13 protein-coding genes are annotated in these 14910 nt (G+C 57.5%); 4 read left to right on the top strand and 9 right to left on the bottom strand.

The features are described from left to right. Positions 1-106 precede the first annotated feature (106 nt). From kdpC to kdpF, 4 genes are all read right to left on the bottom strand, one after another. Positions 107-652, bottom strand: coding sequence for a potassium-transporting ATPase subunit KdpC (gene kdpC / locus CXF97_RS01345; RefSeq protein ID WP_101155450.1), 546 nt, complete (start codon positions 650-652; stop codon positions 107-109). A 124-nt stretch (positions 653-776) separates the two neighbouring features. Continuing rightward, a complete protein-coding gene (gene kdpB / locus CXF97_RS01340; RefSeq protein ID WP_101155448.1) occupies positions 777-2834 on the bottom strand; it encodes a potassium-transporting ATPase subunit KdpB in 2058 nt (685 codons plus the stop codon). Positions 2835-2844: 10 nt separating this feature from the next. After that, positions 2845-4539 carry a potassium-transporting ATPase subunit KdpA gene (kdpA, locus tag CXF97_RS01335; protein ID WP_101155446.1) on the bottom strand — a complete coding sequence of 565 codons (1695 nt, stop codon included), beginning with the start codon at positions 4537-4539 and terminating at the stop codon, positions 2845-2847. Positions 4540-4547: 8 nt separating this feature from the next. Continuing rightward, positions 4548-4637 (bottom strand): K(+)-transporting ATPase subunit F, encoded by a 90-nt coding sequence (kdpF, locus tag CXF97_RS01330; RefSeq protein ID WP_007899818.1) that lies wholly within the window; start codon positions 4635-4637, stop codon positions 4548-4550. Between the two features lie 907 nt (positions 4638-5544). On the opposite strand from kdpF, the gene eat reads away from it, so the two are divergent. Both eat and CXF97_RS01315 read left to right on the top strand, forming a co-directional pair. Further along, the gene (eat, locus tag CXF97_RS01320; RefSeq protein ID WP_101155443.1) at positions 5545-6909 is read left to right on the top strand and encodes an ethanolamine permease; all 1365 of its coding nucleotides are present in this window, start codon (positions 5545-5547) and stop codon (positions 6907-6909) included. Positions 6910-7039: 130 nt separating this feature from the next. Next, on the top strand, positions 7040-7207 hold the full coding sequence (locus tag CXF97_RS01315) for a DUF2897 family protein (protein ID WP_016770901.1): 168 nt from the start codon (positions 7040-7042) through the stop codon (positions 7205-7207). 39 nt (positions 7208-7246) lie between these two features. Here the strand turns inward: CXF97_RS01315 and fabF are convergent, their stop codons facing one another. The 3 genes from fabF to CXF97_RS01300 all read right to left on the bottom strand — a co-directional run bounded on the left by fabF (position 7247) and on the right by CXF97_RS01300 (position 11170). Further along, positions 7247-8521 carry a beta-ketoacyl-ACP synthase II gene (gene fabF / locus CXF97_RS01310; protein WP_101155441.1) on the bottom strand — a complete coding sequence of 425 codons (1275 nt, stop codon included), beginning with the start codon at positions 8519-8521 and terminating at the stop codon, positions 7247-7249. Positions 8522-8726: 205 nt separating this feature from the next. Further along, entirely contained in the window at positions 8727-9065 is a 339-nt protein-coding gene (locus tag CXF97_RS01305; RefSeq protein ID WP_101155428.1) for a helix-hairpin-helix domain-containing protein, read from the bottom strand. 110 nt (positions 9066-9175) lie between these two features. Beyond that, the gene (locus tag CXF97_RS01300; RefSeq protein WP_101155427.1) at positions 9176-11170 is read right to left on the bottom strand and encodes a nucleoside-diphosphate sugar epimerase/dehydratase; all 1995 of its coding nucleotides are present in this window, start codon (positions 11168-11170) and stop codon (positions 9176-9178) included. A gap of 236 nt (positions 11171-11406) precedes the next feature. Here CXF97_RS01300 and CXF97_RS01295 point away from each other — a divergent pair, with 236 nt between their 5' ends. Together CXF97_RS01295 and CXF97_RS01290 are read left to right on the top strand one after the other, a co-directional pair. Continuing rightward, positions 11407-11607 carry a hypothetical protein gene (locus tag CXF97_RS01295; RefSeq protein ID WP_101155425.1) on the top strand — a complete coding sequence of 67 codons (201 nt, stop codon included), beginning with the start codon at positions 11407-11409 and terminating at the stop codon, positions 11605-11607. A gap of 6 nt (positions 11608-11613) precedes the next feature. Then, a complete protein-coding gene (locus CXF97_RS01290) occupies positions 11614-12537 on the top strand; it encodes an acyltransferase (RefSeq protein ID WP_101155423.1) in 924 nt (307 codons plus the stop codon). Between the two features lie 161 nt (positions 12538-12698). On the opposite strand, the gene CXF97_RS01285 is transcribed toward CXF97_RS01290, so the two are convergent. Both CXF97_RS01285 and wecB read right to left on the bottom strand, forming a co-directional pair. Continuing rightward, complete coding sequence (locus CXF97_RS01285) at positions 12699-13799, bottom strand: glycosyl transferase (RefSeq protein WP_101155421.1); 1101 nt, start codon at positions 13797-13799, stop codon at positions 12699-12701. Further along, positions 13799-14899 carry a non-hydrolyzing UDP-N-acetylglucosamine 2-epimerase gene (wecB, locus tag CXF97_RS01280; protein WP_101155419.1) on the bottom strand — a complete coding sequence of 367 codons (1101 nt, stop codon included), beginning with the start codon at positions 14897-14899 and terminating at the stop codon, positions 13799-13801. Before wecB ends, CXF97_RS01285 begins: the two co-directional genes overlap by 1 nt. Between the last annotated feature and the right edge of the window lie 11 nt (positions 14900-14910).

The raw sequence follows: 14910 nt of genomic DNA, 5'->3' as shown, positions 1-14910 counted from the left end.
TGCGTGGGAATGCAGCCCGGGACGCTCTGCGTCCCATAAAAGCAGACGCAGAGCGTCTATTGATGCATTCCCACGCAGAGCGTGGGAACGATCGGTATCAACTGAATTACAGGCTTAGCAGTGCCAGATTCAGCTCCAGCACATTGACTACCGGCGGGCCTACCAGCGGTTGTTCGATGTGCTTATCGAGCAATTGCTGCAAGGTCGACACCGGCAGATGGCGCGCCGCCGCGACACGCGCCAGTTGATAGGCAATTGCCGCTGGTGGCAAGTGCGGATCGAGGCCGCTGGCGGAGGTGGTCAGCAGTGCCAGCGGCACCGGGCCTTGCCCGGAGACTTGGAGTTTGTGAGCGTCTTCAATCACTCGGGTAGCGAGGGCTGGATTGCTCGGCGCGAGGTTGCTGGCGCCACTGGCCACCGTGGCAAAAGCCCCGGCGGACGGGCGTGGGTGAAACCAGTTGTCGCCGCTGAAATCCTGAGCGATCAGCGACGAGCCACGGACTTTGCCGTCGGCATCGCGGATCAGGCTGCCATTGGCCTGAGCCGGAAAAGCGACCTGGGCGATGCCGGTGACTACCAATGGATAGGCGACGCCGGTAATCAGGGTCATCAGCGCCAACAGGGTCAGGGCCGGGCGTAGGGTTGTGGACATTGCAGAATCCTCGATTCAGAAATCAGTACTTGAGTCAGTTAAACCGTGGCGCATTCTTCGCGAGCAGGCTCGCTCCCACAGGGAAATTCAGTTTCAGGCGGGAGCGAGCCTGCTCGCGAAAGCATCACACCAGATGCAACGCCGTCAGCAGCATGTCGATCGCCTTGATCCCCACGAACGGCACAACAATCCCGCCCACGCCATAGATCAGCAGATTGCGCCGCAGTAACGCCGCCGCACTCGCCGCCTGCACCCGTACGCCGCGCAGCGCCAATGGAATCAGCACAACGATGATCAGCGCGTTGAACACGATCGCCGACAGAATCGCGCTCTGCGGACTGCCCAAGTGCATGATGTTCAGCACACCCAGCTGCGGATAAATCGAAGCAAACAGTGCCGGCAGAATCGCGAAGTATTTGGCGATGTCGTTGGCGATCGAAAAGGTCGTCAGCGCGCCGCGTGTCACCAGCAATTCCTTGCCGATCTGCACCACGTCGAGCAGCTTGGTCGGGTCGCTGTCGAGATCGACCATGTTCGCCGCCTCGCGCGCCGCTTGCGTGCCATCGTTCATGGCCATGCCGACGTCGGCCTGGGCCAGCGCCGGGGCGTCGTTGGCGCCGTCGCCGCACATGGCGACCAGGCGGCCGTCGTTCTGCTCGTGACGGATGCGCGCGAGTTTTTTCTCCGGCGTGGCTTCAGCGAGCACATCATCGACACCCGCTTCAGCGGCGATGGCTGCGGCGGTCAGGGGGTTGTCGCCGGTGACCATCACCGTGCGAATCCCCAACTTGCGCAGCTCGGCGAAGCGTTCACGGATCCCGGGTTTTACCACGTCCTTGAGATGGATCGCGCCAAGCAATTTTCCGTCAGCGCAAACCAGCAATGGCGTGCCGCCGCTCTGCGCAATCTTGTCGATTTCCCGCGCCAGCGCCGGGGCCAGATCGCTACGTTGCTGACCGAGAAATGCCAGCAGCGAATCCACCGCGCCTTTGCGATACACACGGCCCTGATAATCAACACCGGACAAGCGGGTTTCGGCACTGAACGGCACGGCAGTCAGGGTTTCCGGGGCCGGCTCCGGTTGTGGATGCAGGCCACGGAGGAACTCGACGATCGATTTGCCTTCAGCGGTTTCGTCGGCCAGCGAAGCGAACAGCGCGCCTTCGGCCAGCTCACGGCCGGTCACACCCGGCGCGGCATACACCGCGCTGCAACGACGGTTGCCGAAGGTGATGGTGCCGGTCTTGTCGAGCAACAGCACGTGCACATCCCCCGCTGCTTCCACCGCACGGCCGGACTTGGCGATCACGTTCAGGCGTACCAGCCGATCCATCCCGGCAATACCGATGGCCGACAGCAGGCCGCCGATGGTGGTCGGGATCAGCGTGACCAATAACGCCACGAGGAACACCAGCGGCAGGCTGCCATTGGCAAAGTGCGCGAACGGTTGCAGGGTGACGACCACCAGCAGAAAGATCAGGGTCAGGCCGATCAGGAGGATGTCCAGCGCCACTTCATTCGGGGTCTTCTGGCGTTTGGCGCCTTCGACCAGGGCGATCATGCGATCGAGCGTCGACTCACCGGGGTTGGCGGTGATTTTCACCAACAGCCAGTCGGACACCAGCCGCGTGTTGCCGGTGACAGCGGAACGGTCGCCGCCGGACTCGCGGATCACCGGTGCCGACTCGCCAGTGATCGCCGCTTCGTTGACCGCGGCGATGCCGTCGATGACTTCGCCGTCACCGGGGATCATTTCCCCGGCCTCGACGCGCACCACATCGCCCTTGCGCAGATTGGCGGCCGGGACAATCTTGAAACTCGCATCCGGCTGGCGGCAGCGTGCGCTGAGGCCTTCGCTGCCAGCCTTGAGGCTGTCGGCGCGAGCCTTGCCGCGACCTTCGGCCAAGGCCTCGGCAAAGTTGGCGAACAGCACGGTGAACCACAGCCACAGAGCGATCTGTGCGGCGACGAAGGTCGGCACGTCAGCGTCCGGAATGAAGCACAGCACGGTGGTGAAAATCGCCGTGAGTTCGACCACCAGCATCACGGGCGAACGCGCCAGTTGCCGTGGGTCGAGCTTGACGAAGGCTTTCACCAGAGCCGGACGCCACAGGGCGGAGATCGCGGTTTTCGCTTGTTCCGGCGCTTTGGCAGCCACAGGTTTTATTGCGGGCATATTCATCGTCAGCTCCTTAGAAGCCCAGGCTCAGATGTTCAGCAATCGGGCCCAGCGCCAGCGTCGGCAGAAAGGTCAGGCCGCCCACCAACAGAATGGTCACGGTCAACAAGGTCACGAACAGCGGGCCGTGAGTCGGAAAGCTGTTCTGGCCGACCGGTGCGCTTTTCTTCATCGCCAGGCTGCCGGCCAGTGCCAGCACCGGCAGGATGTAGCCGAAGCGACCGATCAACATGCCCAGGCCGAGCATCAGGTTGTGGAACGGTGTGTTCGCGCTCAGGCCACCGAACGCCGAACCGTTGTTGGCACTCGCCGAGGTATAGGCGTACAGCAACTGGCTGAAACCGTGCGGGCCGGGGTTGCTGATGGTTGCCGCCGCACTGGGAACCGTGGCGGCAATCGCACCGAGCACCAGCACGCCGACCGGCATCACCAGCAGCGTGACGACCAGCAATTGCACTTCGCGGGCCTGGAGTTTCTTGCCGAGGTATTCCGGCGTACGCCCGATCATCAGGCCGGCAAGGAACACCGCGATCAACACGTTGAGCAGCATGCCGTAGAGCCCGGCGCCGACGCCGCCGAAGATCACTTCACCAACCATCATGTTGACCAGCGCAACCATGCCGCTCAGCGGGTTGAGGCTGTCGTGCATGCCGTTGACCGAACCGTTCGAGGCTGCCGTCGTCGTCACCGACCACAGCACCGTGGCGGTGGTGCCGAAACGCGCTTCCTTGCCTTCCAGCGGCGCAGTCTGCTCGACGGCGGCGTTGTTCAGGGTCGGATTCGGCTGATACTCGGCCCACAACGACGTCGCGCCGCCGATCAGAAACAGCGCCAGCATGCAGGCGATGATTGCGCGGCTCTGACGCAGGTCTTTCACGTAGTGGCCGAAGGTGAACACCAGTGCCACCGGGATCAGAATGATCGAGGCGACTTCGAACAAGTTGCTCCACGCGGTCGGGTTCTCGAACGGATGCGCCGAGTTGACGCCGAAGAAACCACCACCGTTGGTGCCCAGCTGCTTGATCGCAATCTGACTGGCGGCCGGGCCGAGCGGAATGACTTGATCAACACCCTGCAGCGTCACGGCATTTACATACTGCGCGAAGGTTTGCGGCACGCCCTGCCAGACCAGATACAGCGCCAGCAGCAGGCACAGCGGCAGCAGGCCATAAAGGGTGGCGCGGGTCATGTCGACCCAGAAGTTGCCGAGGGTCTGCGCCGATTTGCGCCCGATGCCTCGGCACAGCGCGACCAGCACGGCGAGGCCGGTGGCGGCGCTGACGAAGTTCTGCACGGTGAGGCCGGCCATCTGGCTGAGGTAGCTGAGCGTCGCCTCGCCGCTGTAGGACTGCCAGTTGGTGTTGGTCATGAAACTGACCGCGGTATTGAACGCCTGGGTCCATTCCTGGCCCGGCAGGTTTTGCGGGTTCAGCGGCAGGTGATCCTGAAACAGCAAAATTGAAAACAGCAGCAGGAAACCCGCCAGGTTGAACGCCAGCAGCGCCAGCGTGTACTTCTGCCAGCTCTGCTCCGCCTGCGCATCGACCCCGGCGAGTCGATAGCAACCGCGCTCGACCGGACCGAGGATTGGCGTCAGCCAGGTGCGCTGACCTTCCATCACCTTGTAATAGAAACGCCCGAGGAACGGCGCCGGCAGCAGGACCAGCGCAAAAAACCCGAGGATCAGCCAATAGTCGTAACTGTGCATAGCCGCTCCTAGTTCCGGTCCGCGCGCAACAGCGCAACCAACAGATAAATGAACAGCCCCACTGCCAACAGCAGTGACACCCCGTCCAGAACGCTCATGGAAAATCTCCGTGTTACGGCATATTGCCGTGTGTGCGCTGATTGTCGGGAAGGAGGCTGTAAAGGAACGAGAGCGAGGCGCGGCGTGGGGCATAAAGAAAGCGTAAATAGTGGGTTTATGCAGCTTTTACGGCTGATTTATGCGGTGTTTTGACTGGCCCCTTCGCGGGCAAGCCCGGCTCCCACTTTGAAATGCGCTGTCCTGTGGGAGCGGGCTTGCTCGCGAAGGCGCCGGTGCAGTCAACATCGCACCCGGCCGAGCTATTTTTGTGCTGTCCAAACAGGCCCCTTCGCGGGCATGCCCGGCTCCCGCATTTGGAATGCGTTCCCCTGTGGGAGCGGGCTTGCTCGCGAAGGCGCCGGCGCAGTCAACATCGCACCCGGCCGAGCAGATCTTTGTGCTGCCCAAACAGGCCCCTTCGCGGGCATGCCCGGCCCCACTTTGAAATGCGTTCCCCTGTGGGAGCGGGCTTGCTCGCGAAGGCGCCGGTGCAGTCAACATCGCACCCGCCCGATCTGATTTTTGTGCTGCCCAAACAGGCCCCTTCGCGGGCATGCCCGGCTCCCGCATTTGGAATGCGTTCCCCTGTGGGAGCGGGCTTGCTCGCGAAGGCGCCGGCGCAGTCAACATCGCACCCGGCCGAGCAGATCTTTGTGCTGCCCAAACAGGCCCCTTCGCGGGCATGCCCGGCCCCACTTTGAAATGCGCTGTCCTGCGGGAGCGGGCTTGCTCGCGAAAGCGGCAGAATCGGCGACATCGCACCCAACTGGCGCACTTTGCCTGCACATTCAGCGTGAATCATTCCCTCTGCGACACCTTTCAACCTATTACGACTTGTTTCACGGTAATGGCACGCCCACTGCACACGGCCTTCCCGAGCTTTCCAACCATTGCGGGAGCAAGCGCATGAACACACAACTCAAACCCACGCTGGGCACTCTGCACTTGTGGGGCATTGCCGTAGGGCTGGTTATTTCCGGGGAATACTTCGGCTGGAGTTACGGCTGGGGCGTCGCCGGCACGCTTGGTTTTCTGGTGACTTCATTCATGGTCGCGACCATGTACACCTGCTTCATCTTCAGTTTCACCGAACTGACCACCGCGATTCCCCACGCCGGCGGGCCATTCGCCTACAGCCGCCGCGCGTTTGGCGAAAAAGGCGGATTGATCGCCGGACTGGCTACTCTGATCGAATTCGTCTTCGCCCCGCCAGCGATTGCCTTGGCGATCGGCGCCTACCTGAATGTGCAATTTCCGGCACTCGACCCGAAACACGCGGCGGTTGGCGCCTACATCGTGTTCATGGGCCTGAATATCCTCGGGGTGAAACTGGCCGCGACGTTCGAATTGATCGTCTGCGTGCTGGCGGTGGCTGAGTTGCTGGTGTTCATGGGCGTGGTCGCGCCGGCGTTCAGCTTCAGCAACTTTGCGCTTAATGGCTGGGCCGGTTCTGACGTCTTCGGCGCGCCGGCAATTGCCGGGATGTTCGCGGCGATCCCCTTCGCCATCTGGTTCTTCCTCGCCATCGAAGGCGCCGCCATGGCCGCCGAAGAAGCCAAGGACCCGAAACGCACGATCCCGAAAGCCTATATCAGCGGCATTCTGACCCTGGTGCTGCTGGCGATGGGCGTGATGTTCTTCGCTGGCGGCGTCGGCGACTGGCGCACTTTGTCCAACATCAACGACCCATTGCCGCAAGCGATGAAAACCGTGGTCGGCGACAACTCCGGCTGGCTGCACATGCTGGTCTGGATCGGCCTGTTCGGCCTGGTCGCCAGTTTTCATGGCATCATCCTCGGCTACTCGCGACAGTTCTTCGCCCTGGCCCGCGCCGGTTACTTGCCAGCCTCACTGGCGAAACTGTCGCGCTTCCAGACTCCGCACCGCGCAATCATCGCCGGCGGCCTCATCGGCATCGCCGCAATCTACAGCGACGGCCTGATCAACCTCGGCGGCATGACGCTGACAGCGGCGATGATCACCATGGCCGTGTTCGGCGCCATCGTGATGTACATCATGAGCATGCTCAGCCTGTTCAAACTGCGTAAATCGGAACCGAATCTGGAACGCACTTTCCGCGCGCCGTGCTATCCGCTGGTGCCAATGATTGCGCTGGTGCTGGCGGTGGTGTGCCTGGTGGCGATGGCATGGTTCAACACGTTGATCGGGCTTATTTTCCTCGGCTTCATGGCGGTGGGGTTCTGCTACTTCATGCTCACCGGGCAACTGCGCGCCGATGCGCCAGCGGATGCGATGTTGACTGGTCTGTAACACGGTTCGGGTGTGCCGGGCATAAGCGGCCTAGAATGGAACCACTGCGAAGTCGTTTCGCTCAAAGGTGGTATGCAGCATCGCACGGCGAAGTCCTCGCCCGTCGAGCTGCCATTTAAGGAGAGCCGTTATGCCTTGGTATGCCTGGTTGATTCTGGTCGTTGCGATCGGCTCGATTGTCGGCGGATTGATGATGTTGCGCGACACCGCCAACAAGGTCGAACTGACCGATGAAGAACGCAAGCGCGTCGCACAGCGCAATGCCGAAGCGGACGCCAAGGACGCACAGGACCGCTGACATGAACCCCGCCGCCATGGCGGGGTTTGTTTTTTGCGATCAACCTTCCCAGCGCTTGAACAGCACGCTCGCATTGACCCCGCCAAAACCGAAACCATTGGACAAGGCATATTCGATCGCCATCGCGCGCGCCTCGCCATGGACGATGTCTACCCCTTCGCTGGCTGGATCCGGTTTTTCAAAGTTGAGTGTCGGCGGCACCACCTGATCACGGATTGCCAGCAACGTGAAAATCGCCTCCAGTCCACCCGCCGCGCCGAGCAAATGCCCTGTTGCAGACTTGGTCGACGTTACAGCGATTTTGTTCTGCGAACCGAACACAGCCTTGATTGCCGCCAACTCGCCCAGATCGCCGACCGGTGTTGAAGTGGCATGAGCGTTGAGGTGCTGCACCTGCTCCGGCATCACGCCACCCTGAGCCAATGCGAGCTGCATTGCCCGACGCGCGCCACTGCCGTCTTCGGGCCCGGCGGTCAGGTGGTAGGCATCGGCCGTGGTGCCGTAGCCTACCAACTCGGCCAACGGCTTCGCACCGCGTGCAAGCGCATGCTCCAGTGACTCGATCACCAGCAGACCGGCGCCCTCGCCCATCACAAAACCATCGCGCCCGCTGTCGAACGGACGTGAGGCACGTTCAGGGGTGTCGTTGTAGCCGCTGGACAACGCCCGCGCTGCCGCGAAACCGGCGAGACTGACGCGATCGATCGACGCCTCCGCACCGCCGCATACCGCGATGTCTGCCTCACCTGCGCGAATCAAACGCGCCGCATCACCGATCGCCTGAACCCCGGCGGCACAAGCAGTAACTGGTGCGCCTAATGGTCCCTTGAGGCCATGCTGTATCGACACATGACCAGCCGCGAGATTGACCAGAAACGATGGAATGGTGAACGGCGACAAACGCCGAGGGCCGCGGCTGTCGGTGGTACGCACCGCATCGGCAATGGCACCAAAACCGCCGACACCTGAGCCGATGATTGTCGCGGTACGCTCTTGGCTTCCAGTATCCGCTGGATGCCAACCGGCCTGCTCCAGCGCCTGCCGCGCCGCTTCCATGGCAAACATGATGAAGCGATCCATCTTTTTCTGTTCTTTGGGCGGCGTCGCACGATCCGGATCAAATCCGGCCTCGGCATCCTCCTCCACCGTCGGCACACTGCCGCCAACCCGTGTCGGCAGATCAGCTACCACAGCGTCGGGCAGATTGCGCAACCCGGAACGACCGGCGAGCAAACGCTGCCAGACAACTTCAAGATCACTGCCCAAAGGTGAAACCAGGCCCATGCCCGTGACGACGACTCGACGTTGGTTCATACCGTGGTTCCCCTTATCCAATTCAAATACAAGCGTGTAGCGGAGTGCCGCGATTCGGATGCTAAACCAGACCCGAACGGAATTTATTATAGGCATAATCGCAGCGCAATATGATACCCATAATTTCTTGTCTTCAGGACTTCACCCAATCGCGCCCAATAAAAAGGCCGGTCAATGACCGGCCTCTCGGCGTTGAACTGTCAGCTTAGTTCACATCCAGCTTTTCACGGTTGCGATCCAGAATCGCCTTGCCAATCCCCTTCACTTCCAGCAACTCATCCACCGACGCGAACGGCCCATTTGTATCCCGATACGCAACAATTGCCTGCGCCTTAGCCTCCCCTACACCCGCCAACTCCTTCTGCAACGTTGCCGCATCCGCGCCGTTGAGATCGACTTTGGCACTCTGCGAAGGAACTGCCGCAGCATCCATCATCAAAGGCGCCTTCGTTGTCTCCGAAGTTGCTACAGGCGCAGCGATCGCAGCAATCGAGGCGCTGGTGAGGAAAGCAAAGATCAGCGAGTAGAAATAACCGGTACGCATAAGTGACGCTCCATCATCGTTTTAGAAAGCAGCTTTTCCCAAGCTGCTCTCCAAACGTAGGTCATGACGGAGGGAAGTCAAAAATGCGAGCGTTACAGAATGTGAAACAATCAGGGCTCGAGACGGCGCTGCTGGTAAATCCAGTCGACGATCTCGCCATCGGGGGTGTAGCCGGAGACGGTTTCGCGCAGGAGCTGGCGGACGCGGGTGTAGTCGTCGGCTTCGACGGCTTTCAGCAGTTCATCCAAGCGGGTTTTCAGAACGTCCCAAGGAAGGTGATCCTCATTGGCGCTCATGATCATCGGATGCGATGTGGCTGCGACGTTGTCGCCGATGAGCAATTCCTCATAGAGTTTTTCGCCCGGGCGCAAACCGGTGAACTCGATGGAGATGTCGCCTTGCGGGTTTCGCTCGGAACGGATGCTTAAGCCGGACAGATGGATCATTTTTTCCGCCAGCTCGACGATCCGCACCGGCTCGCCCATATCCAGCACGAACACATCCCCGCCCTGCCCCATTGAGCCAGCCTGGATCACCAACTGCGCGGCTTCGGGGATGGTCATGAAGTAGCGGGTGATTTTTGGATGGGTGACGGTCAACGGCCCGCCGGCTTTGATCTGGCTATGGAACAGCGGGATGACAGAACCGGAAGAGCCGAGCACGTTGCCGAAGCGGACCATGGTGAAACGGGTTTTGTTGACTCTTGAAACGTTGGCTTTGTCGCCGAACAAAACAGGGGCGATTTCACGGCTCAGGGCCTGAAGAGTCAATTCCGCCAGACGCTTGGTGCTTCCCATGACATTGGTCGGCCGAACCGCTTTGTCAGTGGAGATCAGCACAAAGTTAGCCACGCCACACTTCAGTGCGGCCTGAGCGGTATTGAGCGTACCGATCACATTGTTCAGCACACCTTCGGCAATGTTGTGTTCGACCATGGGCACATGTTTGTAGGCAGCCGCGTGGTACACGGTATCCACATCCCAAGTTTTCATGACATCCAACAGCTTGTGTTGATGCCGGATGGAACCAAGGATGGGTAACAGTCTGATCGATAAAGACTCGCGAACGGCTCTCTGCTCAAGTTCCGACAAGATGCTGTAGAGGTTGAATTCACTATGTTCAAACAGCAGCAGAGTCTTGGGTTCAAGAGAAAATATTTGCCGACAAAGCTCTGACCCGATGGATCCGCCTGCGCCGGTCACCATTACCGTCTTTCCCTTGATGCAGCGCTCCAGTAGATCAGACTGGGCGGGAACTGCATCACGTCCCAGCAAATCGGCAATGTCAACCTCCTGAATATCCTCAACCTTTACTCTGCCACTTGCGAGGTCGGTGAAATTGGGAACACTTCGTATATGAAGCGGATAACGTTCAAGAAAGTTCAAAATCTCTCTGCGCCGGGCGCGTGTCGAAGAAGGCAGGGCCAGAAGAATCTCCTGCGCTCCCGTAACGTCGATCATCTGTTGAATATGTTTAGGTTTGTATACTTGAAGTCCAGAAATTGAGCGATCAGCAATACTGGCATCGTCGTCGATAAAAGCAACTGGCCGCATCACGCGCCCCATTCTCAGGGCTGCAACCAATTGGTTACCCGCGACACCTGCACCATAAATGGCAACCTTGATCAATCCGTCGTCTCGATTGGTAAAAGGTACATGTTGAGCGGCATTGAACCAGTCGCCCATGAAGTACTGGCGCATAAATAGTCGCAAGCCGCCAATAATGACGAGGCTAAGCCACCAGTAGTTGAATATTATAGAACGCGGAACGACTGCTTCGTGGTTGCTGTACAAGTAAACAACCAACGCCAGAATAAGCGAGGAGAGGCTCACCGCCTTAATGATTGCAATGAGCGCATCATTGCCAAAATAACGCATTACGGCACGGTACATACCGAATCGAATGAAAAGCGGAATAGCAATGACTGGTGCGCATGCGAAGAGCCAGAAATGCACGCGCAAGGGGTTGTACATATCGTCCAGGCCAAGACGGACGATAAAAGCTAACCAGAGCGATGTCCAGACCAGCAGAGAGTCAGTGGTTATCTGAATCAGCCGCTTCTGGCGGCGAGGCAGATTCAAAAGAAAATCGCGTATTTTATCCATAAGTCTCTACCGACGAGGCTTGGCCGCGTTCATAGGTTGCTTCGTGTAGAAAGCGGCTGAATCGTTCCACGAAGCGTAGCTTAACACTCAACAGATTGCTTCGGTGCCTGATTTCGTGGGCTCCAGCAACCCGGCTCGGTGCCCGCGCAATGTCAGCCTCCTGAGCTGCTCGCGTTAGGCCATTGTAGTCATATCAATGCCATGGCATCCTTTGCTGCTGGCAAAAGGATGAAAAAATGCGCGCAAGACAAATTGATTCACTGACATCATTGCGGTTCTTCGCTGCCGCACTCGTCGTAATATTCCATTCAAAGCATAGCTTCGGCGGCTTCACGTTCGTCGATGATTTTTCGCTTACTCAAGCTGTATCGATGTTCTATGTGCTCTCGGGCTTTATTCTGGCCCATACTCACAAGACCATCACGTCGGGGCGTTAACTGGGAATGTTTTACGCCAGTCGTTTCGCGAGAATCTGGCCGTTGCACTTGATCACTGCCGTTGCCGTGATTTTGATAATGAAACACTACAACTACAACATACCGCTTCAAGATAGCTTCCTTAACTTTACCCTGCTACAGTCTTGGATCCCTAACCAAGATACCTATTTCTCACTGAACGGCGTTTCATGGAGTCTTTCCAATGAGATATTTTTCTATGCGATTTTTCCGCTTCTAATATTAAACATTAAAAATACTTGGAAAATAAAGCTTGCAACCACCATCGCCATCACAGGACTGATGCTTTTTGCTTTCAAAGATAGCGATGCGGCCTTAATGACATGGTCCACTTATATATCTCCATTGACTAGGTTGAGCGAATTTATGCTTGGCATCGCCGCCTACCAGATCTATTTGAAAATATTTAAAGCGACCGACACTCCAAGTGCTGGCTATAGCGGAGTCGAATTAATCGCGATAGTTATTGCAGCCTTTGCCATGTGGTCGCCAAATCTACACTTATTCTCTAACCTACCCGCAAAGCTCAATACCCCAGTGACCATTTGGTTTATCAACTGCGGCGGAGCCTTGGCATTCGCATTTCTAATCGTAATATTGGCGCAGCAACGCGGACTCATCTCCAAGGCGCTACAGGCCCGACCTCTGGTTTACCTGGGAGAAATCAGCTTTGCTCTGTACATGGTTCATCAGGTCGTGATCCGACTGTTTGATATGTATCCCTTCCTGACGGCCGGCTTGAGTTCCGCTAGTGCTTTTGCCGCTTACTACGCAGCTTCCCTACTGGCCGCTGCCATTGCCCACGGACTGATCGAAAAACCAGCACAGAAAGTGGTTCTTCGAGCGCTTGGAAAGTTTAGAAGCATGCCAGCCAATACAAAAAAACTGCAAGCACAGCAAAGGGACATATAGGTCACGAGCCCAAGACATTAAAGTCAAAGCACATTAGTAACCTTTGTAAACCTTATTTGGTGATACTACTGTACATTGTCCTCAAGAATAGCCGGCACAGCGGTGTATTCTTGAGGCGATGTTATTTTACGGGGAATCAGAAAATGCCCTGACCGAACCATCTACAGCGGAATGCCCGCGCTATCAAACCTCGCCGACCACGTATTCTCGGCAATAAAATCGAGACGACTATCGCTAGCATCCTGAAAATCCGTAGCAACAACAAGCAAGCGATCTATATCCATCACCGACCGACTAATGTAAGTCCCAGTAGCGCCCTCGCGAAATCCCATCTCTCCAAAATCAGTCGATACTACTGGCAACCCTAACGCTCGATATTCGTAGTATTTGATAGGATCAACAGAAACTGTCAGCTCACTTCGTTTGAACGGAATGAGGCCTACGTCAAACTTACACATTGCTAGCAACGCTTCGGCATGAGAACAAGGAGGCAACAACTCGACATTTGAAGGCAATTCAAAGGGTGCAGGAGAAAATATCGGCCCGATCAAGCGCACAACATCGCCGGAACGTAGTTTTGCAAGCGCTAGAATCCAATCCCAGTCGAACCACGCGCCGATAGTCCCTACGTAGCCCAAAACCTTGCGTCTGTGTTCGGTTTTAACTTGACGTGCTACAGGCAATAGAGCCTCGTCAAGAGCATTGGGAACAAAGCAGATACGCGCTTTTTGCCGCTCCCAACGAATCTTCAGAGCCGTGCTTGAAACCCATACGCTCTCGACGGCTTGTACTATACGGACTTCTCGCCGAGACATCGCCTGGCGGGACAAACCGGAATAAAACGCGGGGAAATCATCCATCGCATCGTAGATTGAGTGTTCCGGACTGAAAAAATCTAACAGCTTCAATGCTAAAACGGAGGGCTTCCCGACAACAATCAGTGGCTCTTCATTGCCGAGTTGAGATTTCAGATCACTGATCAAGGTCGACCAGAAACGACCATTCAGCCATCCTGAACCGGGTAAAGGCTCAATGGGGAGGGCACGGGGAGTTAACAGTCGCAGCCATTGAGGTGTCGATTGATTCGCGCCTTGTCCCGCCCCTTTGCCTCTTCTCAGATCACTCAATTTTGGAAAACGCGTGGGATACGGCTCTATCCAGATTACTTGTCGCCCGGTGCGCCGGTGAAACCACTCAACAAACTTGTGAGGCCGCTGAGAAAAACTTGCCCAAGGAACAGGCGACAAATAAATCAAACACATCAGCTGAAGTACTCTCGCAACGAATTGACGATGCGCTCTGCACCGTGCCCATCTCCATAAGGAGAAACACCACGGGCCATCTCGCGATAGGCAGCTTCGTCGTCCAACAAGCGTTGAGCTTCATTGACAATTGCGTCGTAGTTGGAACCGACCAGTTTTACAACCCCGTGCTCCACAGCCTCTGGACGTTCAGTTTCTTCGCGCAAGACGAGAACCGGCTTGCCCAAGGCAGGCGCTTCCTCCTGAACACCGCCCGAGTCAGTAAGAATCAGATAGGCACGCTTCATAGCTGCTACGAACGGCGCATAATCCAAGGGGTCGCACAGCACGAAATTAGCTACCGGGCCAAGCAACTCGTGGGCAACGTCCTTTACGTTAGGGTTTGGATGCACCGGGTAAAGGAACTGCACATCCGGGTTATTCTCAGCCAAGGTGCGCAATGCGCGGCAGATGTTGAGAAACGGTTCACCGAAGTTTTCACGGCGGTGCGAGGTCACGAGCACCAGTCGCTTGCCCGGATCAAGTTCGATGCCCAGATCCAAGTCCTTTGCAGCTGTCATCAATAGTGCATCGATCACAGTGTTGCCAGTGACGATGATATCAGCGTCGGGAACACCTTCACGCAGCAGGTTCTGGCGCGAGCCTTCAGTAGGCGCAAAGTGCCAGCGAGCCAGCTTGCCGGCGATGACGCGGTTGGCTTCTTCCGGGAACGGGTTCTGCATATCCCAGGTGCGGAGCCCGGCCTCTACGTGACCAATAGGGATTCTGTGGTAGAAACAGGCCAGAGCAACGGTCATTACAGTCGTTGTATCGCCTTGAACCAGCACGATTTCCGGCTTCTCTGCGCTCAGCACGTCGTCCATTTCCAGCAGGAGACGAGCAGTCAACGTGGTCAGGGCCTGGTTTGGACGCATGATGTTCAGGTCGATATCTTGCTCTATACCGAAAAAGCTCATGACCTGATCAAGCATATGGCGATGCTGGGCGGTAGCGAGAACCCGCACATCGGCCCAAGGCTCGTTTTTCAACGCCAGAATGACCGGGGCCATTTTGATCGCTTCCGGACGGGTCCCAACAACGCAAAGTATTTTTCGTTTCACAAGAGTATTCC

It is taken from the genome of Pseudomonas sp. Choline-02u-1 (assembly GCF_002836515.1).
GTDB lineage: Bacteria > Pseudomonadota > Gammaproteobacteria > Pseudomonadales > Pseudomonadaceae > Aquipseudomonas.
This window is presented reverse-complemented; position numbering and strand designations above follow the sequence as displayed.